Raw genomic sequence first — 25275 nt, forward strand, 5'->3', positions numbered from 1 at the left:
ACGCTGGGCTATGATGAGGATCTGACGGCGTCCGTCAGACCGTGGCGGCGACGCCGGTTTCGGCGGCCTGGTCGCCGATGCCGTTGTTCAGCGCCCAGATGGCGGCCTGGGTGCGGTTGGACGCGTTGATCTTGCGCAGCAGGCTCTTCAGGTGAACCTTCACGGTGGCTTCCGTGATGCTCAGGTGGTTGGCGATCATCTTGTTGCTGTTGCCGTTCAGCAGGCAGCGCAGGATCTGCACCTCGCGCTGCGACAGGCCCTTGCGGCGGGTCGGCAGCTCGGCGCCCATGTCCTCGGTGCGCCCGTTGACCAGCAGTTCGGCCAGATGGGTCGGGAACACCTTCTCGCCCATCATCACCAGCTTCAGCGACTGCATCAGCGCCTCGCAGGCGATGTCCTTCAGCAGGTAGCCGCCGGCGCCGGCGCCCAGCGCGGCAGACAGCCGGCGGGTTTCCAGGTCGTTGGTCAGAATGACGATCCGGATCGACGGATGGCCCTCGCGCAGCGTGCGCATCGCCTCGACTTCCTCGTCGGCACCGCTCGGCAGATCGATCAGGATCAGGTCGGGGGTGGTGCCGGTGCCGAGCGCCGTCAGGCCCTCGCGCAGGCTGCCGGCCTCGCCGACGACGTTGAAGGGCGTGCCCTCGAAAAGGCGCTTCATGCCTTCACGGAAAAGCTTGTTGGCATCGATGAGGAAAACGTTGATGGCATCCATGGTCTCAGCCCGCCTTTTGTTCCGTTCCGATCAAAGTGGCGCCGATTGGCGCTTCCGAGGCATCCCCGACCGCTCGCTCCCGCGTCCGGCCCGCTTCCCCCGTCAGGGTGTGGGGTGCCTCGTTGTGATCCATAGATACCCCCGATTTGCGCGGCGCAAAATTTCGCTTAGGTAAATTTCGCGTCGAGCAATGGGCATATGCCGTAAGCCCGGATAAGACAAGATGCGGACATAATTCGAACTTTGATGGTCGGGCGGAATAACGGCCTGTGACAGAAAAGGGGAAATCGTTAACCAGGGGCTTCTGAATTGGTCATGTTTCTCAGTTGCAATATGGCGGGACTTCGTTGCCGGCCGGCGTAGGCCGCGCGAGGATTGTGCCCCCGTCCGATGGTTGGGGTCCTATGTCCTGAACGCCCGCCCTTCGGCCTAGGCTTGGCCGTGCAACCGCGCAAACCCGAATGGGAGACGCGGGCTGTCGCGGGGTTCGTGCCGGGGCGCTCTGTGCTATATACGTTCCAACCGCAAGACAGCATTCCCATGCTTGAGCCGATTTTTCTTCTTTTCCCCAAGCCGGGCCGCCCATGTCAGACGCGTACGACGACGATCCGTTGAGCCATGCCGCTCCCCCCGCCGCCGCTTCGGCCACGGGCTTTCCAAGCGCGGCGCAGCGCTTCGCCTATCTGGACGGGTTGAACCCGACCCAGCGGGCGGCGGTGGAGGCGCTGGACGGGCCGGTGCTGGTCCTGGCGGGCGCCGGCACCGGCAAGACGCGGGTGCTGACCACCCGGCTGGCCCATCTGCTGATGACGCGCCGCGCCGCCGCCTTCCAGATCCTGGCTGTCACCTTCACCAACAAGGCCGCCCGCGAGATGCGCGAGCGTGTCGCCCATCTGGTGGGAATCGAGCCGGAAGGCTGGTGGCTCGGCACCTTCCACGCACTGGCCGCACGCATCCTGCGCCGCCATGCCGAGCTGGTCGGGCTGAAGTCGAACTTCACCATCCTCGACACCGACGATCAGGTGCGACTGATCAAGCAGCTTCTGGCAGCCGAGAACATCGATTCCAAGAAATGGCCGCCCCGGCAGGTGTTGGGCGCCATCGAACGCTGGAAGGACCGCGGTCTGACCCCCGACCGGCTCGGCGACGCCGACGGCGGCGACGTGGCCGGCGGCCGGGTGGTGGCGATCTACCGCGCCTACCAGGAGCGCCTGCGCACCCTGAACGCTTGCGACTTCGGTGACCTGCTGCTGCACAACCTCGCCATCTTCCAGAACCATCCGGATGTGCTGGCGGAATATCACCGCAAGTTCAAATATCTTCTGGTGGACGAGTATCAGGACACGAACGTCGCGCAGTATCTGTGGTTGAGAATACTTTCGCAAGCTCACAAGAACATCTGCTGTGTCGGTGACGAAGATCAATCGATCTACGCTTGGCGTGGCGCGGAAATTGGGAATATTCTTAGATTTGAGACCGACTTCCCCGGCGCCACCATCATCAAGCTGGAGCAGAACTACCGCTCCACCGGCCATATCCTGGCGGCGGCAAGCGGCCTGATCGCCAACAACCAGGGCCGTCTCGGCAAGACGCTGTGGACCGAGGCCGACGGCGGCGAGCCGGTCAAGGTCAAGGCGGTGTGGGACGGCGAGGAGGAGGCGCGCTGGGTCGGCGAGGAGATCGAGGCGCTGCAGCGCAAGGGCACGTCCCTGGCGCAGATCGCCGTGCTGGTCCGCGCCGGCTTCCAGACCCGCGAGTTCGAAGAACGCTTCATCACCCTGGGAATGCCTTACAAGGTGCTGGGCGGTCCGCGTTTCTACGAGCGGCAGGAAATCCGCGACGCGATAGCCTATTTCCGCGTGGTCAATTCCGGTGACGACGATCTCGCCTTCGAACGGATCGTCAACCTGCCCAAGCGTGGCGTCGGCCCGGCGGCGATGCAGACCCTCTACACCGCGGCGCGTGCGCAGGGGCTGTCGCTGACCGAGGCCGGCTGGGCGCTGACCGAGACGGACGAGTTGAAGCCGAAGCTGCGCGCCACCCTGCGCGGGCTTCTGCAGGACTTCTTCCGCTGGCGGACGCTGATGGCGACGGTGCCGCACACCGAGCTTGCCCGCACCATCCTGGACGAGTCCGGCTACACCCGCATGTGGCAGGAGGACAAGACGCCCGAGGCCCCCGGCCGGCTGGAGAACCTGAAGGAACTGATCACCGCCATGGCGGAGTTCGAGAACCTGCCGGGCTTCCTGGAGCATGTGGCGCTGGTGATGGAGAATGCCGAGGCCGCGGGGATCGAGCAGGTCACGGTGATGACGCTGCACGGCGCCAAGGGGCTGGAGTTCGACCATGTCTTCCTGCCGGGCTGGGAGGAGGGCGTGTTCCCCAACCAGCGCGCGCTGGACGAGACCGGCATCGCCGGGCTGGAGGAGGAGCGGCGGCTGGCCTATGTCGGCCTGACCCGCGCGCGCCGCCGCGCCTATGTCAGCCATGCCGCCAACCGCAGGCTCTACGGCAACTGGGTCAGCGCCGTGCCCTCCCGTTTCGTCGAGGAAATCCCACAGGACAATGTGGAGGCGGAGGCCGCCAACGGCCTGTTCGCCGGCAGCGGCGGGCGCGGCAGTTTCGGGGGCGGGGCAGGGGCCTATGGAGCCGGCGGCTTCGGCGGAGGTTCGGGCGGCGGCTTCCAGTTCCGCGGCTCCACCCGGCAGGCGCCGGCGCCGAAGACCATCACGCTGGACCAGGGCGCCTATGCCGTGGCACCGCGGCCGCGGCCCGATGCGCCCTTCGCCAAGGGCGCGCGCGTGTTCCACCAGAAATTCGGTTACGGCACCGTCGTCGCCGTGTCGGAGGACAAGCTGGAGATCGACTTCGACCATTCCGGCAACAAGAAGGTGATGGACAGCTTCGTCGTGCCCGCCGACAAGGCGGGCTGAGGGGGCGGGCTGAGGGGGCCGGCTGACGGTTTGCCGCACTGTGACGGCCGTCACAGCCGCGGCCCCCGCCACCGGCCAGTATTGCAGCATTGCAACGGAGCCGGAGGTCTTCCGCCGTGTTCGGAACGGGCAGCGTCAGTTACGAGGTGCAGAGCCGCCGCGAGGGACGCTGGCTCATCGAAGGCGCCTATACCGATCAGGAGGCGGCCTTGTCGGCCGCCCGCTCCCAACTTGCCGCCTCCGGGGTGGAGGAGGCGAAGGTGGTGAAGTTCCGCACCATCGCCGGGCTGTCGCTGGAAACGGTGATCCTTCACAAGACCGCGCCCCAGGCCGCGCGCAAGGGCCTGACCCTGGGCGGTACGGCGGAAGGGGCGCCGCTCTGCCGCAAGCCGGACGACCTGCGCGGTTTCGAAAGCCGGGTGGTCATCGGCCGGCTGCTGCGCCCCTATCTGGACGCCCAGCGCATCACCCCGACCGAATTGCTGCATTCCTGGCCGCTGTTCCGCCGGCTGGAGGAGCAGGGCGCGCTGCTGGGCGCCGCCATCCATGCGGTGGCCCGCCACCATGCCGACCTTCACGGCGTGTCGCATGCCGCCCGCGCCCGTGAACTGCGGCAGATGGTGGAGGCGGTCGTCGCCACCGCCCGCGATGCGCTGGCCGAACGGCGCCGGCTGCCGCGCTTCGACGCCGCCGACCTGCCCGGCACCAGCAACAGGATCGAGGAGTCGGTGGGGGAGGCAGGGCATGACACGCTGTTCCTGATCCTGCTGTGCCAGCAGCTGGAAGGCGGCGGGACGTTGGCCGGCAAGCTGGAACTGCTGTTGGCGATGATCGACGACGATGTCTGGCCGCGGCATCTTGCCCTGCTGGACGGGGTGATCGCCGACATCATGGCGTCCGCCGACACGATGAAGGAGCTGCTGGGCACGCAGCCCAGCCTGCATGCCGGGCTCTGCGCGCTGGCCGACGCGCTGTTCGACCGCGATCCCGACCCGGCGCTGGCGCCGATGGCCGCGTCGCTGCGCCAGGTCTGCCGCCTCGCCCTGCAGGGCCGCGCGCCGCAGAGCCGGACCGTCCTGCTGGAGCGGCTGCGCCAGAGCGTCGCCGGCGACCAGCCCCTCGACCGGCGCGACGCGAAGGCGGAAGGGGTGCTGACCCGCGACCTTACCGACCGGCTGAAGGGGGCGGACGGCGCGCTGCTCGGCGGGGCGGCGATGGAGAAGGCGCTGGAGCGCCGCCTGGTGCGCCACCGTCAGTCGGTCCTGCGCGCCCAGGGCATGTACGACATCGCCGACCGGCTGTCGGGGCGGTAGAAGCGCACGGATAAGGGTTCCCCCATTATCCGGAATCCTTGGTCTCTTTCCGGCTTGATGCTAAAACGCCGCTTCTTCTCGCGTCGTCGTCGGAAAGCCCCTGTCATGTCGCAAACCCCGCTCTGGCGCATCGCGCTGGTCGTCCCCGAAGCCCATGCGCCCGTTTTCGCCGAGGCGGTGGGGGACCATGCCGATGCGGTGTCGACCTTCGAACTGGAGGAGGGCGGCAACTGGCTGGTCGAGGCGACGCTGTACGGCGCCCCGGACGAGGCGCGGCTGCAATCGCGCGTCGCCGTGCTGGCCAAGGCGCTGGGGATCGAGGAGCCGCGGCTGGCGATCGAGAACCTGCCGCCCATCGACTGGGTGTCGCACAGCTATCAGGGCTTCCCGCCGATTCGCGCCGGCCGCTTCTTCGTCCACGGCTCCCACCATGAGGGCATTGTGCCGGCCGGCAGCATCCCGCTTCTGGTGGATGCCGCCACCGCCTTCGGCACGGGCGAGCACGGTTCGACCAACGGCTGCCTGCAGGCGCTCGACCGGCTGTCGCGCCACCTGAAGCTGCCGCGCGGCGGCCGTCGCGGCGCGCTCGACATGGGCTGCGGCTCCGGCATCCTGGCGCTGGCGGTGGCCAAGCGCTGGCGCGTGCCGGTGACCGCCGTCGATATCGATGCGGAGGCCGTCCGCGTCACCCGCATCAACGCGGCGCTGAACGGGCAGAAGCGCATGATCCGCGCCCAGGGCGGCGACGGCTACCACACCCGCATCGTCGGCCGGCACAAGCCATACACCCTGATCACCGCCAACATCCTGGCCCGTCCGCTGTCGCGCATGGCGCCGCAGCTGCGCCGTCACCTGAAGAAGGGTGGCTATGCGGTGCTGGCCGGCCTGCTGAACCGGCAGGAGCGCCACGTCATCCAGGCCCACCGCAACCAGGGCCTGCGACTGGTCGCGCGCATCCCGGTCGGGGAATGGACCACTCTTGTGGTGAAGCGTTAAGCCAGGGGCCGTTGAAACCAGAGGACCGGGTTGCGACTTCCCCTAGGGACGATGTCCCGACACTCACCTGGGGAGACACCATGCTGAACCGCATCCGGTCCTTGTTCGCAGGCGACGACGACGGCGCCGAGCCGGGCGAGGACGCCCTGCAGGCCGCCGCCGCCGCCCTGATGGTCGAGGCCGCGCGCACTGACGACACCATCACCCAGGCGGAGCGCGACCGCATCATCTCCGTCGCGCAGCGCCACTTCCACCTGAACGAGGAAGAGGCGCAGGACCTGCTGTCCGCCGCGGTCTTCGACACCGAGGACGTGTCGCCCTACCACCACTATGTCAGCATCATCATGAACCGCTGCCCGCCCGGCCGCCGTGTCTGGATCATCGAGATGCTGTGGGAGGTCGCCTACGCCGACGGCGTGCTGAACGACCTGGAAGCCAGCCTGCTGCGCCGCATCGGCGGCCTTCTGCACGTATCCGACATCGAGCGCGGCGAGGCCCGCAAGCGGGTGCTGGAGCGGCTGGGGCTGCCGGACGACGCGGGGTTGCCGGTTTAGGGACGGATTCTTGCGAGATTGCCCCCCCCTCCTAACCTCCCCCGCCCAGCGGGGGAGGTTAGGAGGGGGTCTAACGCTCCACATCCCAAAACCCCCACCCCAACCGGCATAGCCGCCGCCCCGCCGCTTGCGCCCGGCCGGCCGGGTGCCTAGCCTGGGACCACAGGCTTCACCCTTCCGAGGAACACGTTCCGTGTCCAGCGCGACTCCCTCCGGCGCTTATCGTGGCGACGACGCCCTTGCGACCCTGTTGACCGAGGCCGGGATCGGCCGCTCCCCCGCGGATGTCCGCGCGCTGCTGGCCGGCGTGCTGGCGGCGCCGGAGGGAGAGAACCCGGCGGCGTGGCTGGTACTGGTGGGCGAGACCCTGCCGCCGGCATTGGCCGAACAGCTCCAGGCGCTGAAGGCGGTCCTGGCGGCGGAAGCGCCGGCGGCCCGGCCGGGCCCGGCGCAGCGGCTGACCGACCTGCGCGCCGCGCTGACGCGCCGGGATCTCGACGGCTTCATCGTTCCGCGCGGCGACGAGCATCAGGGCGAGTATGTGCCGCCGCGCGCCCAGCGGCTGGGCTGGCTCACCGGCTTCACCGGGTCCGCCGGCAATGCGGTGGTGACATCCGACCGCGCCGCGATCTTCGTCGACGGCCGCTACACCCTGCAGGTCCGCAGCGAGGTGCCGTCCGACTTGTACGAGTACAAGCATCTCGTCGAGGATCCGCTGACCGACTGGATCGTTGCGGCATTGCCCGAGGGCGGGCGCTTCGGCTTCGATCCCTGGCTGCACACCATCGGCTGGGTGGAGAAGACCCGCGCCGCTCTGGAACGCGCCGGCATCCTGCTGATCCCTTGCGAGGACAATCCGCTCGATTCGGTGTGGCAGGGCCAGCCGCCGGCCCCTATCACCCCCGTGGTGCCGCAGGACGAGGCATTCGCCGGCGAAAGCTCCGCCGACAAGCGCGCCCGTCTGGCCGACGAGCTGGGGCAGTCGGGCATCGCCGCCGCGGTGCTGACCCAGCCGGACAGCATCGCCTGGCTGCTGAACATCCGCGGTGCCGACGTGCCCTGCACGCCGCTGCCGCTGTCCTTCGCCATTCTGTCCGCCGATGCGTCGGTGGACCTGTTCCTCGACCCGCGCAAGCTGGCGCCGCAGACCCGCGCCCATCTGGGCAATCAGGTGCGGGTGCGGCCGGTTGAGGAATTCGGGCCGGCGCTGGACGCCGTCGCCCGCGGCTCCGCCCGCGTGCTGGCCGACCCGACCTGCACCTCGGCCTGGATCGTCGACCGGCTTCATCTGGCCGGTGCGAAGGTGGAGCGCGACGGCGATCCCTGCGCCTTGCCAAAGGCCTGCAAGAACCCGGCGGAACTGGCCGGCACCCGTGCCGCCCACACCCGCGACGGCGCCGCCATCGTCCGTTTCCTGCACTGGTTCTCGGAGGAGGCGCCGAAGGGCGGACTGACCGAGCTGGCGGTGGTGGAGCGGCTGCTGGCCTTCCGGCGTGAGAATGAGCGGTTCCGCGGCGTCAGCTTCGACACCATCGCCGGGGCCGGTCCGAACGGCGCCATCGTCCATTACCGCGTGACACCCGAGACCGACCGCCGGCTGGAGCCGGGCAGCCTGTTCCTGCTGGACAGCGGTGCGCAGTATCTGGACGGCACCACCGACGTCACCCGCACGCTGGCGGTCGGCGAGCTTGACCCGGCCCTGGCGGTGGAGATGCGCGACCGCTTCACCCGCGTGCTGAAGGGCCACATCGCGCTGTCCACCGCGCGCTTTCCGCGCGGCACCACCGGTTCGCAGCTGGACGCGCTGGCTCGGCTGCCGCTGTGGCAGGCGGGGCTGGATTACGACCACGGCACCGGCCACGGCGTCGGCAGTTTCCTGTCGGTGCATGAGGGACCGCAGCGTATCTCCAAGGTCGGCAACACGGTGGCCCTGCAGCCGGGCATGATCCTGTCCAACGAGCCCGGCTATTACAAGACCGGTGCCTACGGCATCCGCATCGAGAACCTGATCGTCGTCCAGCCGGTGGAGCCGCAGGACGCGCTTGCCGGCGCGGAGCGCCCGATTCTGCAGTTCGAGCCGCTGACCCTGGTGCCGATCGACCGCTCGGCAATCGAGCGCGCGCTGCTGTCCGATGCGGAGGCCGCCTGGGTCGACGCCTATCATGCGCGGGTGCGCGAGTCGCTGTCCCCCCTGCTGGACGAGGCGGCCCGCCGCTGGCTCGCCGGGGCGACGGCGCCGTTGTGATCGGGGGTGATGCCGCATCGAATCGGGTGCGGCCGTCCGCTCCGGACGTGATCGACCGTGGGGACGACCCTGATTCGGCAAGATGATGTCCCGCGTGGTAACACGTTCTTTACCAGGCTGATGCAGTGTGTCCCAAGGGGATGACTTTTGGCGGCAGTTAGGGCACTACAGTCGGCATCACTTCCCGGATTACGGCGCAGCCCCCGCGCCGGGTGGGCGTAACGGCCGGACAGACACCGGCAACGGATTATTGCGGAGACGTCTAGATGAAGATCCTCGTCGTCGATGATTACGCCACCATGCGGCGCATCGTGCGGAACCTGTTGACCCAGATCGGCTACACCGACATCGACGAGGCCGGCGACGGTGTGTCGGCGCTGGCGAAGCTGCGTGAGAGCAAGTTCGGCCTCATCATTTCCGACTGGAATATGGAGCCGATGACCGGCCTCCAACTGCTGAAGGAAATCCGCGCCGACGCGAAGCTGGCGGCGACGCCCTTCATCATGGTCACCGCCGAAAGCAAGACCGAGAACGTGATCGCCGCCAAGCAGGCCGGCGTGAACAACTACATCGTCAAGCCTTTCAACGCCGACACGCTGAAGCAGAAGATCCAGGCCGTCATCGGCGGCTGATCCCGCAAGGGCAAATCCCGCAAGGGGCGATCGAAGCTTATCGTGACCGGTCCGGGTGGACGGCGGCACATGCCGCCCGGCGCCCGGTCCTTGGGGCGGCTGGCGAATCCAGTTTGGGGAGTGGACCGGTTTGGAGCAGCTTCCGCAGCTGTCCGATGAGGAGTTCGAGCAGATCGAGGACGCCATCGCCCGATCGGCGAAGGGAAGGGCGTTCCTGCGGCGGCTCCACCGGCGGTCCCTCGGGGCCGCGACGGAGGAAGTGCGCGCGATGCTCCAGGAGTTCCGCGACTCCTGGAACCGGCAGAACGAAGCGGTGGAGGCCGGCAAGCATGTCGGCGTCCTGCGCCGCGAGCTGATGGAAATGGCGGCGTCGATCGAACAGGCGCGGCGGGAGGTTGCGGCACTGCGGCCCCCCGACGGGTCGGGCGACAAGATCCTCTCCGCCACCAACGAACTCGATGCCATCGTCATCTCGACCGAACGCGCGTCCTTCGAAATCCTGAATGCGGCCGAACGGCTGATGGATCTGGCGGGCAAGCTGCGCGCGAGCGGGGCCGATCCGACGATGTGCGGCGAGATCGACACGCAGGTGAACGACATCTTCACCGCCTGTTCCTTCCAAGATCTGACCGGCCAGCGCACCAGCAAGGTGGTCAACGCGCTCCGCTACATCGAGCAGCGCGTCATGGCCATGATCAGCATCTGGGGCGAGGATGGGCTGGCCGGCATCGTCGTCAAGGAAGAGCAGACCGACAGCCGGCCGGACGCGCATCTGCTGAACGGTCCGCAGTTGGACGGACACGGCGTCAGCCAGGCCGATGTCGACAGCATGTTCGACAGCCCGGTTGCCGCGCCGGTGCCCGCACCCGCTCCACCTCCGCCCCCGCCCCCGCCGCCGGCCCCGGCGAAGGCGAGCCAAGCCGACATCGACAGCATGTTCGGCGCCCCGGCGCCTGCCGCGGCACCGGTAAAGGCGAGCCAGGCCGACATCGACAGCATGTTCGACGCGCCGGCACCCGCCGCGGCACCGGTAAAGGCGAGCCAGGCGGACATCGACAGCATGTTCGACGCGCCGGCGCCCGCCGCGGCACCGGTAAAGGCGAGTCAGGCCGACATCGACAACATGTTCGACAGCCCGGCTCCGGCGCCCGCTCCGGCGAAGAAGCCGGTGCCGAAGCCGCCCGGCGCGGCGCCGAAGGCCAAGGCCGCTCCCAAGCCCGCCGCACCGCCCCCGCCGCCCGCGGCGGCGGAGCCACCGGCGCCGCTCGATCAGGCGGCCATCGACGCTCTCTTCGGATAGGACGGGGAAGCCGCGCCGGCCCGTCCGGCCGGTCTCTCCCCCGTAGGTTTCCCCCGATTGATCCGTCCGGCAGGCCGATGGCCCCATGCGGCGCGGTCGACGGCTCCAGAACGCAGACCCGGTACGCAACCAGACATTCCACCACCCCACATATTCACCACCCAGGCCATAGGCGGCCGTTTCCGAGAGGCGGGACCGAGGATGAAGCAGATGACCAAGCCCTTCATGGCCGAGCTTCAGAAAGCCCGCAAATCCGGGCACCCGTTCCAGGCGCTGATCGAAGACGGTGCCGCCGCAGCGGCGCTCCCGGTGCCGGCCCAGGTGGTCCAGGCCGACAACACCGAGGTGCTGCGCGCCATCGGTGACCTGGGCGCCAAGCTGGACCGCTTCCTGACCATGGACGCGGCGCAGATCGACCAGATCCAGGTCGAGATCGCCGACATCTCCGGCAAGATCAAGGCGACCAAGGTGGAAATGGCGGCCATCCGCCACCCGCTGGCCGGCGACGACAAGTTCCAGCAGGCCAGCCAGGAACTGAGCGCCGTCGTCGCCGCGACGGAGGCCGCTACCAACACCATCATGGCCTGCGCCGAAGAACTGGAAGAGGTGGTGTCGGAGTTGAAGTCGTCCCTGCCGGAGGGCTATCACAACGACCGCGTCAACGACATGGTCGACGTGATCGTCCGCATCTACGAGGCCTGCAATTTCCAGGATCTGACCGGCCAGCGCATCACCAAGGTCGTCCGCGCCATGTCCTTCATCGAGGAGCGCGTCGACGCCATGATGGGCCTGTGGAACAAGCGGGAGTTCGAGGCGATGCCGCTGCCGCCGTCCGTCACCAAGAAGGACGAGGATCTGGACCTGCACGGCCCGGCCGAAGCCACCCCCGACAGCGGCAACATCAGCCAGGCCGACATCGACGCGCTGTTCGGGTAAGAAAATCAAAGCCCTTCTCCCATGAGGGGAGAGGGGATTCTCTATATTTCGGCCCTCAAACCCGATTGCCCGACCCACCCCCGCGTTACCGCTTGCGGCGCCCTCACCCCGGCGTGCTATACAGGGGCAACTTCGAAAGCGCCCAAGACGACGATGCTTCCTCGCCCGTACCGCCTGCCGCTGACGGCCATCCTCCTGTCCGCCGCCCTGACCGCCTGCTCCTCCACCAAGGAGGACGCGTATGTCGAACGTCCGGCCGACCAGCTTCTGTCGGAAGCCGACGCGGCGATGCGCGAGGAGGCCTTCAAGAAGGCCGCAAGGCTCTACGACGAGGTGGAGCGGCAGCATCCCTATTCGGATTCGGCCAGCAAGGCGCAGCTTCTTGCCGCCTACGCCCACTATCAGGATCTGAAGTACGACGACGCCATCCTGGCGCTCGACCGCTTCATCCAGCTTCATCCGGGCAGCCCGGATGTCGACTACGCCTATTACATGCGGGCGCTGTGCTATTACGAGCAGATCACCGACGTGCGCCGCGACCAGCGGATGACCCGGCAGGCGCTCGACGCCCTGTCGGAGGTGGTGCGCCGTTTCCCGGACAGCAAATACGCCCGCGACGCGAAGCTGAAGATCGACCTGACCAACGACCACCTTGCCGGCAAGGAAATGGAGGTCGGTCGCTTCTATCTGCGTCAGCATCAGTACACCGCCGCGATCAACCGCTTCCGCGTCGTCGTTGAAAATTACCAGACCACGTCCCATGTGGCGGAGGCGCTGCACCGGCTGGTGGAGTGCTATCTGGCGCTGGGCGTGACCGACGAGGCGAAGGCCGCCGCGGCCGTGCTTGGCCACAACTTCCCCGGCAGCGAATGGTACACGGACAGCTACGCACTGCTGGTGGACGCCAATCTGCGTCCCGAGCGAAACGAGAAGTCGTGGATCAGCAAAGCCTGGAACTCCCTGTTCTAGGACGTTCCATGCTCGTGTCGCTGACGATCCGGGACGTTGTCCTGATCGAGCGGCTGAGCCTGTCCTTCCGCAAGGGCTTGTGCGCCCTGACCGGCGAGACCGGCGCCGGCAAGTCGATCCTGCTCGACGCGCTGGGGCTTGCCCTCGGCGCCCGGGCCGATTCCGGTCTGGTCCGCCATGGCGCCGATCAGGCCTCCGTCACCGCGGAATTCGAGCTGTCGGGCGACCACCCGGCCTTCGCCATCCTGAAGGAACAGGGGCTGGACGCCGATTCCGGTGACTCTGCCTCCGGTTACGGCTCGCTGGTGATCCGCCGCACCGTCAACACCGACGGCCGCAGCCGCGCCTGGGTCAACGACCAGCCGGTCGGCGTCGGCCTGCTGAAATCGCTCGGCGCCGAACTGGTCGAGGTCCATGGGCAATTCGACACCCATGGCCTGCTGAACCCGCAGACCCACCGCGGCGTGCTGGACGCCTATGCCGGCTTGTCGGCGCAGGCGGCGCAGGTCTCTGCAGCGCACCGCGCCTGGAGGCAGGTCGAGGATGCGCGCCATTCCGCCGCCGCCGACATCGCCCGCGCCCGATCGGAGGAGGAATATCTCCGTCACGCCGTGGCCGAGTTGGACGCGCTCGCCCCCAAGCCCGGCGAGGAGGAGGAGTTGTCGGAGACCCGCGCGGTGCTGATGCACCGGGAAAAGCTGGTCGACGGCATGAACGCCGCCTATGCGGAGCTGTCGGGCGACCGCGGTGTCGAACGCGCGCTGTCCTCCGCCATCCGCACGCTGAGCCGCATCGCCGACCGGGCCGGCGGCACGCTGGACCCGGTGATCGCCGCACTGGACCGCGCCGCGACCGAGGCGGGGGAGGCCATCGCCGCCCTGCAGGCTGTCTCCAGCGGCGTCGACATGGATCCGCGGGCGCTGGAAAAGCTGGAGGAGCGGCTGTTCGCGCTGCGCGCCGCCGCCCGCAAGCATGGCGTCGATGTGGACGCGCTGGCCGCTTTGCGCGAGGAGATGGCCGGCCGCCTGCTGCTGATCGAGGATCAGGGCGATCTGCTGGCCAAGCTGGCGAAGGAGGCCGAGCAGGCCCGCGCCACCTTCCACAAGGCTGCCGAGGCGCTGGGCGCCGCCCGCCGCGAGGCCGCCGGCCGACTGGATATCGCGGTCGCCTCCGAACTGGCGCCGCTGAAGATGGAAAAGGCCAAGTTCCGTACGCTGGTCGAGCCGCTCGACGAGGCGGAATGGAACGCGTCCGGCATCGACCGCGTCGCCTTCCAGGTCGCGACCAACCCCGGCTCCCCGCCGGGTGCGCTGAACAAGATCGCTTCAGGCGGCGAACTGGCGCGCTTCATGCTGGCGCTGAAGGTGGTGCTGGCCCAGACCTCCACCGTCGGCACGCTGGTATTCGACGAGGTGGACACCGGTATCGGCGGCGCCGTCGCCGCGGCGGTGGGCGAGCGGCTGGAAACGCTGGGCCATGGCCTGCAGGTGCTGGTCGTCACCCACAGCCCGCAGGTCGCGGCGCGCGGCGCCGTCCACCTGAAGGTGCAGAAGTCGCAGAAGGGCGAGCAGGTCACCACCGGCGTCGCCGAACTGGACGGCGACGAGCGGCGCGAGGAGATCGCCCGCATGCTGTCCGGCGCCACCGTCACCGCCGAAGCCCGTGCGGCGGCCGACAGTCTGATCGCCGGCCGCGGCTGATCCTCATTTTTCCAGCCGAAGCTTCCGCAAGCCGGGAGTCCGCCGTCAGGCCTGGACTCCCGGCTCGCTTGCTTGCGCATCCTCCCCGTCATGCCGGCGAACCGTTGCGCGGCTCACGATCCGGAGTTGTGCGAGCGTGACGAGATATCTGAATCGTTCCTCGAAAAAATGACTATTCACTGGGCAGAAACAGACGCAGAGCTCTTCAAAAATTATCCTATGTTAAGTTAACGCGCCTTAATAAGAACATAGGAATAGCCATTTTGGAGCGTTGCGGCGCTCCATTGTCCTGCCTAAATTGTTGTCCACATCCCTTGGCAGGGCGTGACAAACGCCACTGGTCTAGCTTCCGCTCGAGGTCGCGTTTGTCCGAAGTCTTCGCTCGATGAGCAGCCCTGTTCCTTCGGGGTCTGTCGACCTCACCGATTGCGACCGGGAACCCATCCACCAGCTGGGTCTGATCCAGCCGACCGGTTTCCTGATCGCCGTCACGGCCGATTGGATCGTCGTGCACGCTTCGGCCAACACCGCCCGCTGGCTGGGGGTGGAGCCCGAGGATCTGCTCGGCACGCCACTGTCGCGCGTGATCAACGCGGATGCGCTGCACACCATCCGCGGGAGGCTGCAGGTCGCCCACATCAACGGCAGCGTCGAACGCGCCTTCGGTATCCAGCTTTCGGAAACCGCCCCGGTCTGCGACGTCGCCGTCCATCTCGCCGGCTCCACCATCGTGATCGAGGCGGAACCCAGCGAGGGCGAGGGACCGCAGGATTCCGGGTCGCTGCTGCGCTCGATGATCGGCCGGGTCCAGAACACCCGCGGCTTCGACGCCTTCTGCCGGGAGGCGGCGCGCCAGATGCGGGCGCTGACCGGCTTCGACCGGGTGATGGTCTATCGCTTCGACGCCGACGGCGCTGGCGAGGTGATCGCGGAATCGGCGGTGCACGGCATCGGCAGCTTCCTCGGCCAGCGCTATCCGGCCTCGGACATCCCGCAGCAGGCCCGGCGCCTGTACGAGCGCAGCTGGCTGCGCTGCATCGCCGACGTGAACGCGCCGCCGGTGCCGGTGATCCCGGCGCTCGACCCCACCGGCCAGCCGCTGGACCTGTCGCTCAGCCTGCTGCGCAGCGTCTCGCTGATCCATGTCGAATATCTGCGCAACATGGGGGTCGGCGCCTCGCTGTCGGTGTCGATCCTGCGGCACGGCAAGCTGTGGGGACTGTTCGCCTGCCACCACCGGCAGGCCCGCTCGCTGTCCTTCGAACGGCGCACCACCGCCGAGCTGTTCGGACAGATGGTCTCGCTTCTGCTTGAAGGCCGGGAGCGTGAGCAAGAGGACCAGCGCGAGGCGCAGGTGCGCCGCGCCCATGTCCGCATCATGTCGATGCTGGCCGACAGCGAATCGCCGCTGGACAGCCTCGTCACCTTCGCCACCGAACTGCGCACGCTGATTCAGTGCGACGGCTTCGCCTGCTGCATCGACGGCCAGCTGCAGATGGAAGGCGAGACGCCGACGCGGGAGGAGACGCAGGGCGTCATGCGCTTCCTGCACCGGACCCCGCCCAGCAAGGTCTATTTCACCGACCAGCTGGGGACGGTCCATCCGCCGGCCCGCGACTTCACCGAACGCGCCTGCGGCCTGCTCGCCATCCCGGTGTCGCGCACGCCGCGCGACTATCTGGTCTTCTTCCGCAAGGAACTGGTCCGCACCATCACCTGGGGCGGCGACCCGTCCAAGCCGGCGCAGTATGGCCCCAACGGCCCGCGCCTGACCCCACGCAAGAGCTTCGAGGCCTGGAAGGAGACCGTGCGCGGCCGGTCGCAGCCCTGGAGCGATCTTGATCAGCGCAGTGCCGAATCGCTGCGGGTGACTCTGCTGGAGGTGGTTCTGCGGCTGGCCGACGTCGCCGGCCGCACGCGCAAGGAGGCGACCGAGCGGCAGGAGTTGCTGATCGCCGAATTGAACCACCGGGTCCGCAACATCCTCAGCCTTGTCCGCGCGCTGGTGCGCCAGAGCGAGAGCGGGGCGGAAACGGTGCAGCAGTTCGCCGCCATCGTCGCGGGCCGCATCGAGGCGCTGGCCCGCGCCCATGACCAGATCACCGCAGACAATTGGGGGCCGGCCGCGCTGCGCTCGCTGATCGCCGCGGAGATCGGTGCCTATTTGTCGACCAAGAGCGAGCGGGTGCGGCTGACCGGTCCCGACGTTCTGCTGGCGCCCCAGGCCTTTTCCGTCTTCGCGCTGGTGGTGCATGAGCTGACCACCAACTCGGCCAAATACGGCGCGCTCAGCGACGGCGGCGGCTGGGTCGAGGCCGATTGGTCGATTGACGAGGGCGGGCGGCTGCTGATCGACTGGCAGGAGAATGGCGGCCCGCCGGTACGCGCGCCGACCCGCACCGGTTTTGGCACCACGGTGATCGAGCGCTCCGTCCCCCACGACCTGCAGGGCGTGGCCGAGGTGACCTATGCGCTGTCGGGCCTGCGGGCGCACTTCATGATCCCGGCCCAGTATGTGACCGTCGCCGACAGCCTGCCCGGCGGCGGCCGGACCAGCATGCCGGTGTCGGCGGCGGACTTCTCCATCGACGGCCCGGTGCTGCTGCTGGAGGACAACATGATCATCGCCATGGCGACGGAGGACGTGCTGCTGAGCTTCGGCGCCAGCCGAGTCAACACCGCCGCCGGTGTCCGCCACGCCCTGCGCCTGCTGTCCGACGATCCGCCGGTGGTCGGGGTGCTGGACGTCAACCTCGGCAACGAGACCTCGGTGGCGGTGGCCGACCGGCTGCGGGAATTGGGCATCCCGTTCGTGTTCGCGACCGGCTATGGCGAGGCTGCGGCTGTGCCGGAGCGGTTTGCAGACGTGCCGGTGTTGAAGAAGCCCTACGGGTCGGATCAGGTGGTGCAGGTGCTGGCTTCGGTGATGGGGTAGGGGGGGCTTGCGGCGTTAGACCCCCACCTATCCTCCCCTGCCGGGCGGGGGAGGATAGGTGGGGGCATCCGAAGCCTACCCCTTACCAGCCGCATACCGCGCAAACAGCGCCACGCTGACCGCCACGGTGGCGTTCAGCGACTCCACCGCGCCCGTCGTCGGCACCGACAGCCGGGTTGCCGGGCAGTCCGCCGGCACGCCCTGGCCTTCCTCGCCCAGGATCAGCCGCATGTCCGCCGGCCAGTCGAAGCGGGTCAAATCCTCTCCCCCGCCATCCAGCGCATAGAGCGGCCCCGCCGCCTCGTTCACCGCGCTCCAGCGCGGGCCGCGCAGCAGGGTCAGCGCGAACTGCGCGTTCGATGCAGCGCGCAGGCATTTGGGGTGGAAGGGATGGGCCGCCCCCTCCAGCAGCACGATCCGCGACACGCCGAAGGATGCTGCGCTGCGCAGCAGGGCACCCAGATTGCTGGGATCGCCCAGCGCGCACAGAAGCTCCAAGCCCTGCGGCGGCTGCGACAGGTCGATGGCCTGCATCTTCGGCACCGCGCCGACCAGCAGCGGAAAACCGGTGCCCGACACGTCCAACGTCCGGAACAGGGATGGTGCCAATTGCACCGGCTCCACCCCCGCCGGCAGGCGCCAGGACGATATCTGTGCCGGGTCGGTGAACAGGATGCGCTCGAACCGCTGGGGGTGCTGGCGCAACGCCTCCGGCACCGTCTTCAGCCCGGCCAGCAGGAACTTGCCGTTCTTCTTCAGCCCGCGGCTTTCCAGCGCCGATTCCCACAGCTTGAACTGCGGGTTCTGCGGGCTTTCGATCAGCAGGGGCGGGCGGGTCATGGCAACGGGCTTTCCGGCAGGGAGTTGCCTTCTGCCTAGCACAGCCATGCCTTCAAAGTCAGGGGCCGAAGTCAGGTGTCGAGGCGCCGGCCCAAGAACAGCAGCGGCCCGCGCTGGCAGGCGTCGGTGAAGCCGGCGCGCTGGTAGAACTCGACATTGCGGGCGAAGACGGCGGTGACCAGATGCACGCCGGGCAGGCCGTCGGCCCGGCAATCTTCGGCGAAGCGGTCGACCAGCCGTCGGCCCAGCCCGTGCCCCCGCCAGCCCGGCCGGACATTGACATGGAAATGGGCGGGGTAGGCGGCGAAATGGTCGGCGAAGACCTCGTATTTCGGGATGCGCCGGGCGAGTTCCGGCGTGCCTGCGCTGTCCTTGCAGCCGGTGAGGTAGCCCACCACCAACCCGTCCGCCGTCACCGCCATCCAGATGTCCCGAGGCGCATCATCCACGTACCAACCGGTCCAGGTGTCGAGGAAGGCGGCGCGCTTGGCATCCGACGCGAATTCCGTCCGGGTGGTGGAGGCGAAGAAGATCTCCTCCAGCGCCGCCAGCGCCCCATCCCGGTCGGGCAGGGCGGTCAGCCGTTCCAGCCGGATGTCGCCACCCACCGTCATCGCTTCCGCCGTCCTCACTTCCGCTGGGCGGTCTCGACCGACAGGTTGCGCGGCGCCAGCATGGTGTAGCGGCCGCGCGCCTTCATCACGCCGGCCCCTTCCTCCGCCTGGGCCCCGTGGCCCCAGAACAGGTCGCCGCGCACCGGACCCTTGATGGCGCCGCCGGTGTCCTGCGCCATCACCAGCCGCTTGATGGCGCCGCCCGGCACAGGGGCGTCGCGCACCTCCAGCCACAGCGGCACGCCCAGCGGGATATGCTCGGCATCCACGGCAAGGCTGCGGCCGGGCGTCAGCTCCATGTTGCGGGCGCCGCGGGCGCCGACCTCGGGCTTCACCTTGAAGAAGACGTAGGAGGGGTTGAGGTTCATCACCCGCTGGGCCTCGGCCGGATGGTCCTTCAGCCAACGGCGGATCGTCTGCAAGGACATCTGCTCCGGCGTGGCGTCGCCGCGGTCGATGATATGGCGGCCGATCGGGTAATAGCTGTGACCGTTCTGGCCGCCGTAATGGATGCCGACCACCGACCCGTCAGCCATGATCGCCCGGCCGGAGCCCTGGATTTCCAGGAAGAAGGCGTCGACCGGGTCATCCACCCACATCAACTCCAGCCCCTTGCCCTTCAGCGCGCCGGCTTCGATCCGGGCACGGGTGGGCAGTCCGCGCTTGCCGCGCGGCGGCATGCGGTAGAGCGGGACGTTGTAGCGCTCGGTGCGCGTCCAGCTGCCGCGAAGCTCGATCTCGTAATAGCCGGTGAACAGGCCGTCCTCGCCGTTGCTGACGTCGCGCGGGGCGAAGAAGGCCTCGAAGAAGCGGCGGGCCGCCTCGCTGTCGCCGGGGGCCAGGTCGCGGGCGGCGGCGCAGATGGCGCGCCAGTCGTCGGTGGTGCCGGCGGCGCGCAACTGCCCCAGCGGCTTGCCGGGGGGCTGGTTCCTCACCCAGCCGCAGGTGCGCTGCACGGCGGGAACCGCCTGGGCATGGTCGTCGTCGATCCAGCCGGGGAGATGGCGGAAATCGGGGGCCACCTGATCGAGCGTCGGGCGCTGTGCCGTCGGGCGCTGCCCTTCGATCGTCGGGGTGGTTCCGGCGCAGGCCGCCAGCGTCGCCAGAAGGCCCGCGACCAGCGAAGCCCGCCCGGCCTGCTTCAAGACACGCGCACACGCAACCCCAATCGCAGCCGCCATCGCGCACTCCGCCGTAAAAATCCGTCATGTCCGTCGAAGACCCCGCCGCCCGCCGGCCACAGGGCCGGTCCGGTCACGGCAAGGTCACATTACCCGTTCGTTTGTGCCGGTGGTTACCCCGAGTCGTCAATATCCAACCTGCACTTTCGGATAGGTCGCGGCCGGTTGTCACGGGGAGGGGAATCGGACCGCCTCCGAGTCGCCGTCTGGGCAGCCGCGCGGCGGCGAAGCGTGACAGCGCGCACCAAACGCGGTATCGACAGCCCATACGCGAAGGACCGCCCGAAATCCGGATCATCGAACCGGAACATGCCGGCCCCGGTCCTGTTCGCCGCCATGAGACACCCCAAGGGACCAGACGCCATGACACCCGCCGCCCGCCTCCAGGCGGTCATCGATCTGCTGACCGAGATCGACGAGACCCCTCGCCCCGCCGACGCGGTGATGAGCGCCTATTTCCGCAACCGCCGTTACATCGGGTCGAAGGACCGCACCGCCGTCGCCCAGATGGCCTACGCGATCCTGCGGCGCCACGCGCGGCTCGGCTGGTGGATCGAGTGGGCCGGCTACGAGCGCCCCACCCCACGCGCCCGCGTGCTGGCCTATCTGCTGCTGGAAGAGAACCGCAACGCCGGCGTGGTGCTGGAGATGTTCAGCGGCGGCAAATTCGCCCCCGCCCGCCTGACCGACGACGAGCTGGCGATGGTCGGCAAGCTGGAAAGCCACACGATGGACCACCCCGACATGCCGGAGACGGTGCGGGTGGAGTGTCCGGAATGGGCGGAAGCGGCGATGCGCGCCTCGCTCGGCGACCGGTTTGGGGTGGAGATGGAGAAGCTGCTGGAGGCGGCGCCGCTCGATCTGCGCATCAACCCGCTGAAGGCGAACCAGCAGAGCGCGATCAAGGCGCTGGCCAAGGCGCAGATCACGGCGGAGACCACGCGCTGGTCGCCGCTCGGCCTGCGGGTGAAGGGCCGGCCGCCGCTGGGCAGCGTCGATGCCTTCAAGGACGGTCTGGTCGAAATCCAGGACGAGGGCTCGCAGCTGGTCGCGCTGGCCGTCGCGCCGAAGCCCGGCCATCAGGTGGTCGATTTCTGCGCCGGGGCCGGCGGCAAGACGCTGGCCATCGCCGCGCTGATGAAGAACAAGGGCCGCGTCGTGGCCTGCGACGTGCTGGACAAGCGCCTGAAGCGCGCCGCCGAGCGGTTCCGCCGCGCCGGCCTGCACAACATCGAGGCGCACCCGCTGACCAGCGAGCGCGATCCCTGGGTGAAGCGCCACAAGCGCAAGTTCGACCGCGTGCTGGTGGACGCTCCCTGCTCCGGCACCGGCACCTGGCGCCGCAATCCGGATGCCCGCTGGCGCCAGCTCGGCCCGGGGCTGGAACAGCTGCTGCCGCTTCAGGCCAACATCCTGGACAGCGCCGCGCGTCTGGTGAAGCCGGGCGGGCGGCTGATCTATGCCACCTGCTCCATGCTGCATGACGAGAACGAAGCCCAGGTCGAGGCCTTCCTGCAGACCCACCACGACTTCATCGTGAAGCCCGTCGCCGAGGTGTGGGCGGAGGAGGAGGCCGGCGCCCCGCCGGTCGAGGGTCCGTACCTGCGCCTGACGCCGGCCAAGCACGATACCGACGGTTTCTTCGCCGCCGTGCTGGAACGCCGCGCGGAGGAAACGGTGTCGGAGGAAAACGTGTCCGACGTCGGCGTGGAGCAGGGCGAGGTCGATCCGGTCGAGCTGGGCAAGGCGATCGATGCGTGAGTGAGGGGGGCGTCGGCTACCGATGCCCCCACCCTAACCCTCCCCCGCTGGGCGGGGGAGGGATTGGTGCTTGTTCGGGAGGGTGGCGGCAGTCCCTCCCCCGCCCAGCTCTCGCACAAAGCTATGCTTTGTGCTGACGCGGCAGGCGGACCGTAGGTCCGCTGAGAGCGGGGGAGGTTAGGTGGGGGTCTCGCTCCGCAAAGCGCCAACTCCCCCCGCACTTGACAGCCGGGGTGGCGCGCTCCTTATCGGTGGGGTAGGCTTTCCGCCACTGAATTCGTCCGGGCATATCCGCCCCACCTCCCAAGAGGACCAGATGAAGTTCTCCTTCGCCAAGCCGTCCCTGCCTGCGTCCGGCGTGCTCGCCGTGACCGTCGCCGCCGACCGCAGCCTCGGCCCGATCGGGCGCGAGCTCGATCAGAAGACCGGCGGGGCGCTGGCCCGCGCCATGGCCGCCGCCCGCTTCAACGGCAAGAAGGACGAGACGCTGACGCTCCTCGCCCCGGCCGGGACCGAGTTGGACCGCATCCTGCTGGTCGGCATCGGCAAGGGCGCCGACCTGACCGATCTGGTCCTGCAGTCCGCCGGCGGCGCCATCGCCGTCGCCCTGGACAAGGCAACCGAAGAGGCGGCGCTGCTGGTCGAACTGCCGGAAGGCGCGACGCAGTCGCCCGCCGCCGCGGCGGCCGAGATCGCCTTCGGTGCGCAGCTGCGCTCTTACAAGTTCGACAAGTACCGGACCAACGACCGGAAGGCCGACAAGAAGGAGCCGAAGCCCAACCTGCGCAAGCTGACGCTGCTGGTCGAGGAAGACGGCGCCGCCAAGGCCGCCTTCAAGAAGCTGGACACGCTGGCCGACGCCATCCGCTTCACCCGCGATCTGGTGTCGGAGCCGGCCAACGTCATCTATCCGGAAAGCCTCGCCGAGAAGACGAAAGAACTGGAGCAGTTCGGCGTCGAGGTCGAGATCCTCGACCAGAAGAAGCTGCGCAAGATCGGCATGGGCGCCCTGCTCGGCGTCGCCCAGGGCAGCGCCTTCGAGCCGCGCGTGGTCGTCATGCGCTGGAACGGCAATCCGGATGCCGACGACAAGCGCCCGGTCGCCTTCATCGGCAAGGGCGTGACCTTCGACAGCGGCGGCATCTCGATCAAGGGTGCTGCCGGCATGGAAGACATGAAGTGGGACATGGGCGGCTCCGCCACCGTGATCGGCACCATGTACGCGCTCGCCGCCCGCAAGGCGAAGGTCAACGCCATCGGCATCGTCGGTCTGGTGGAGAACATGCCGTCCGGCACGGCGCAGCGTCCGGGCGACATCGTCACCTCGCTGTCGGGCCAGACCATCGAGGTCATCAACACCGACGCCGAAGGCCGCCTGGTGCTGGCCGACTGCCTGTGGTACGCGCAGGACGTCTACAAGCCCAAGCTGATGATCGACCTCGCCACCCTGACCGGCGCCGTCATCGTCGCGCTGGGTCACGAGCATGCCGGCCTGTTCGCCAACGACGACGACCTCGCCATGAACCTGACGGCCGCCGGCCTGAAGGTGGGCCAGCCGGTGTGGCGCATGCCGCTGGGCGACGCCTATGACAAGGAAATCGAATCGCCGGCCGCCGACATGAAGAACACCGGGTCGGGCGGCGGCGCCGGCAGCATCGTCGGCGCGCAGTTCCTGAAGCGCTTCGTCAACGACGTGCCGTGGGCGCACATCGACATAGCCGGTGTCGCCTGGGCGAAGAAGGACGGCGCGACCGTGCCGAAGGGCGCTTCCGCCTTCGGCGTGCGCCTGCTCGACCGCTTCGTGGCGGACTTCCACGAGGCTTGATGGCAGACGGTTGATGGCAGAGGCTTGATGTGTGCGTGAAGGAGCCATGACCGAAGTCCGCTTCTACCACCTGCAACGGCGCACGATGGAGCAGGCGCTGCCCAAGATCCTGGAGAAAGTTCTTGAGCGGAACTGGCGCGCCGTCGTGCTCGCCGGTTCGCCGGAGCGGGTGGACATGCTGAACCAGCATCTGTGGACCTACGATCCCGGCTCCTTCCTGCCGCATGGGGCGGCGCGCGACGGCTTCGCCGACAAGCAGCCGGTGTGGCTGACCGATGCCGACGAGAACCCCAACGGCGCCACCGTGCTGGTCACGGTGGACGGCTGCGTCAGCGACCGGATGGAGAGCTACGACCTCGTCTGCGACCTGTTCGACGGCAACGACGACGAGGCGGTGATGGCCGCCCGCCAGCGCTGGAAGGCCTGCAAGGCCGCCGGCCATGGCCTGACTTATTGGCAGCAGAACGAGCGCGGCGGCTGGGACAAGCGGGCATGACCGCGGCGGTCACGCAAGCCGCCTTTCCTGATCATTTCGATTGCATTTGATCCGTTTGGAGGCAACTCTGATTGCCCGTGTGGATGGTCAAAGGTGCAAGCTCCCCAATGAACAGGAGCCAGTTCGACCCGGCGCTCGCCCAGCAGGTCAGGGACGCCAGCATCCTGATCGTGGACGACAACCAGTCCAACGTCGACCTGCTGCGCGAAATCCTGAGCCATGACGGCTACACCCGCGTTCTCGGCGAGACCGATCCGCGCAAGGTGCCGGACCTCTGCGCGGCCGAGCCGTTCGACCTGCTGCTGATCGACATCCGCATGCCGCACATGAGCGGCTTCGAACTGATGGAGCGGCTGAAGCCGGTCTTCGGCGGCGATTACGTGCCGGTGCTGGTGCTGACCGCCCAGACCGACCAGGAAACCCGGCGCAAGTCGCTGGAACTTGGCGCCAACGACTTCCTGACCAAGCCCTTCATCGCCTGGGAACTGCTGCACCGCGTCCGCAACATGGTGGAGATCCGCAAGCTCTACCGCCGCGCCGCGGAGCAGAACCGCGAGCTCGAGCGGCGGGTGTCGGAACGCACGGCCGAACTGTCGGACGCGCTGGAGGCGGCGCGCAAGGCCGACCGCGCCAAGCTGGATTTCCTGGCGGTGGTGAGCCACGAACTGCGCACGCCGCTGAACTCCATCATCGGCTTCGCCGACGTGCTGGCGGGGGAGGGGATGGGCAAGCTGGGCCACCCCGACTATCTGGAATATGTGAAGCTGATCGAGGACAGCGGCCGGTCGCTGCTGACCATGGTCAACAACATCCTGGACTACACGCGCGGCTCGACCGGCTCGATCGAAATCCAGGAGAGCGACGTCGACGTCCCGCAACTGCTGACCGGCTGCGCCGACCTGCTGGCGCCGAAGGCGGCGGTCAAGCAGCTGGCGGTGACGGTCCATCCCTGTCCGGCCTTCCGCATGCGCATCGACCGCCGCCGGCTGCGCGAGATGGTGCTGAACCTGCTGGACAATGCGGTGAAGTTCACCCAGCCCGGCGGCCATGTCGCGTTGTCGGTGGAGGACCGCGACAATTTCGTCGGCGTGACCGTGCGCGACGACGGCCCCGGCATCCCGGCCGAGTTGATGGGCCGCCTCTTCAACCCCTTCACCCAGGCCGAACGCTCGCTTGTCCGCCAGCATGAGGGGGTGGGGCTGGGCCTGCCCATCGTCCGCCGCTTCGCCGAACTGCATGGCGGCGGCGTTGAGGTGGACAGCGCACCGGGCCGGGGGACGGCGGTGACGATCCTGCTGCCGAAGGAGCGCTTGCTGGGGGGATGAGGGGT

At 68.4% G+C, this 25275-nt stretch carries 19 protein-coding genes; 15 read left to right on the top strand and 4 right to left on the bottom strand.

Annotation, left to right across the window (positions count from 1 at the left end; all coding sequences use genetic code 11):
* Window positions 1-34: 34 nt before the first annotated feature.
* Complete coding sequence (locus tag J2Y49_RS04780; protein ID WP_310112811.1) at window positions 35-715, bottom strand: response regulator transcription factor; 681 nt, start codon at window positions 713-715, stop codon at window positions 35-37.
* A 584-nt stretch (window positions 716-1299) separates the two neighbouring features.
* Here J2Y49_RS04780 and J2Y49_RS04785 point away from each other — a divergent pair.
* The 11 genes from J2Y49_RS04785 to J2Y49_RS04835 all read left to right on the top strand — a co-directional run bounded on the left by J2Y49_RS04785 (window position 1300) and on the right by J2Y49_RS04835 (window position 17228).
* Window positions 1300-3648, top strand: a complete 2349-nt coding sequence (locus J2Y49_RS04785; protein ID WP_310112813.1) for a UvrD-helicase domain-containing protein — start codon at window positions 1300-1302, stop codon at window positions 3646-3648.
* A 116-nt stretch (window positions 3649-3764) separates the two neighbouring features.
* Window positions 3765-4961 (top strand): hypothetical protein, encoded by a 1197-nt coding sequence (locus J2Y49_RS04790; protein ID WP_310112815.1) that lies wholly within the window; start codon window positions 3765-3767, stop codon window positions 4959-4961.
* A gap of 105 nt (window positions 4962-5066) precedes the next feature.
* Complete coding sequence (locus J2Y49_RS04795; protein WP_310112817.1) at window positions 5067-5957, top strand: 50S ribosomal protein L11 methyltransferase; 891 nt, start codon at window positions 5067-5069, stop codon at window positions 5955-5957.
* Between the two features lie 80 nt (window positions 5958-6037).
* Entirely contained in the window at window positions 6038-6511 is a 474-nt protein-coding gene (locus J2Y49_RS04800; RefSeq protein WP_310112819.1) for a TerB family tellurite resistance protein, read from the top strand.
* 193 nt (window positions 6512-6704) lie between these two features.
* Window positions 6705-8756, top strand: a complete 2052-nt coding sequence (locus J2Y49_RS04805) for a M24 family metallopeptidase (RefSeq protein WP_310112821.1) — start codon at window positions 6705-6707, stop codon at window positions 8754-8756.
* A 266-nt stretch (window positions 8757-9022) separates the two neighbouring features.
* Window positions 9023-9388 carry a chemotaxis response regulator CheY gene (locus J2Y49_RS04810; protein ID WP_012974572.1) on the top strand — a complete coding sequence of 122 codons (366 nt, stop codon included), beginning with the start codon at window positions 9023-9025 and terminating at the stop codon, window positions 9386-9388.
* A 130-nt stretch (window positions 9389-9518) separates the two neighbouring features.
* Window positions 9519-10688 carry a protein phosphatase CheZ gene (locus J2Y49_RS04815; protein ID WP_310112826.1) on the top strand — a complete coding sequence of 390 codons (1170 nt, stop codon included), beginning with the start codon at window positions 9519-9521 and terminating at the stop codon, window positions 10686-10688.
* 210 nt (window positions 10689-10898) lie between these two features.
* On the top strand, window positions 10899-11624 hold the full coding sequence (locus J2Y49_RS04820; RefSeq protein WP_310112828.1) for a protein phosphatase CheZ: 726 nt from the start codon (window positions 10899-10901) through the stop codon (window positions 11622-11624).
* 153 nt (window positions 11625-11777) lie between these two features.
* Window positions 11778-12593 carry an outer membrane protein assembly factor BamD gene (locus J2Y49_RS04825; RefSeq protein ID WP_310112830.1) on the top strand — a complete coding sequence of 272 codons (816 nt, stop codon included), beginning with the start codon at window positions 11778-11780 and terminating at the stop codon, window positions 12591-12593.
* A gap of 8 nt (window positions 12594-12601) precedes the next feature.
* Window positions 12602-14293, top strand: coding sequence for a DNA repair protein RecN (gene recN / locus J2Y49_RS04830; RefSeq protein ID WP_310112832.1), 1692 nt, complete (start codon window positions 12602-12604; stop codon window positions 14291-14293).
* 385 nt (window positions 14294-14678) lie between these two features.
* Window positions 14679-17228 carry an HWE histidine kinase domain-containing protein gene (locus tag J2Y49_RS04835; protein ID WP_310112834.1) on the top strand — a complete coding sequence of 850 codons (2550 nt, stop codon included), beginning with the start codon at window positions 14679-14681 and terminating at the stop codon, window positions 17226-17228.
* Window positions 17229-17303: 75 nt separating this feature from the next.
* On the opposite strand, the gene J2Y49_RS04840 is transcribed toward J2Y49_RS04835, so the two are convergent.
* The 3 genes from J2Y49_RS04840 to J2Y49_RS04850 all read right to left on the bottom strand — a co-directional run bounded on the left by J2Y49_RS04840 (window position 17304) and on the right by J2Y49_RS04850 (window position 19863).
* Window positions 17304-18068: an RNA methyltransferase gene (locus tag J2Y49_RS04840; protein WP_310112835.1), complete on the bottom strand. Its 765-nt coding sequence runs from the start codon at window positions 18066-18068 to the stop codon at window positions 17304-17306.
* Window positions 18069-18139: 71 nt separating this feature from the next.
* Window positions 18140-18682: a GNAT family N-acetyltransferase gene (locus J2Y49_RS04845; RefSeq protein ID WP_310112836.1), complete on the bottom strand. Its 543-nt coding sequence runs from the start codon at window positions 18680-18682 to the stop codon at window positions 18140-18142.
* A gap of 14 nt (window positions 18683-18696) precedes the next feature.
* A complete protein-coding gene (locus J2Y49_RS04850; protein ID WP_310112838.1) occupies window positions 18697-19863 on the bottom strand; it encodes an MltA domain-containing protein in 1167 nt (388 codons plus the stop codon).
* Between the two features lie 363 nt (window positions 19864-20226).
* On the opposite strand from J2Y49_RS04850, the gene J2Y49_RS04855 reads away from it, so the two are divergent.
* The 4 genes from J2Y49_RS04855 to J2Y49_RS04870 all read left to right on the top strand — a co-directional run bounded on the left by J2Y49_RS04855 (window position 20227) and on the right by J2Y49_RS04870 (window position 25270).
* Complete coding sequence (locus tag J2Y49_RS04855) at window positions 20227-21624, top strand: RsmB/NOP family class I SAM-dependent RNA methyltransferase (protein WP_310112840.1); 1398 nt, start codon at window positions 20227-20229, stop codon at window positions 21622-21624.
* A gap of 316 nt (window positions 21625-21940) precedes the next feature.
* Window positions 21941-23449, top strand: a complete 1509-nt coding sequence (locus J2Y49_RS04860; protein ID WP_310112842.1) for a leucyl aminopeptidase — start codon at window positions 21941-21943, stop codon at window positions 23447-23449.
* Window positions 23450-23495: 46 nt separating this feature from the next.
* Entirely contained in the window at window positions 23496-23945 is a 450-nt protein-coding gene (locus J2Y49_RS04865; protein WP_310112844.1) for a DNA polymerase III subunit chi, read from the top strand.
* Between the two features lie 107 nt (window positions 23946-24052).
* A complete protein-coding gene (locus tag J2Y49_RS04870; protein WP_310112846.1) occupies window positions 24053-25270 on the top strand; it encodes an ATP-binding protein in 1218 nt (405 codons plus the stop codon).
* The last annotated feature ends 5 nt before the right edge of the window (window positions 25271-25275 follow it).

The organism is Azospirillum sp. BE72 (assembly GCF_031455875.1).
GTDB lineage: Bacteria > Pseudomonadota > Alphaproteobacteria > Azospirillales > Azospirillaceae > Azospirillum.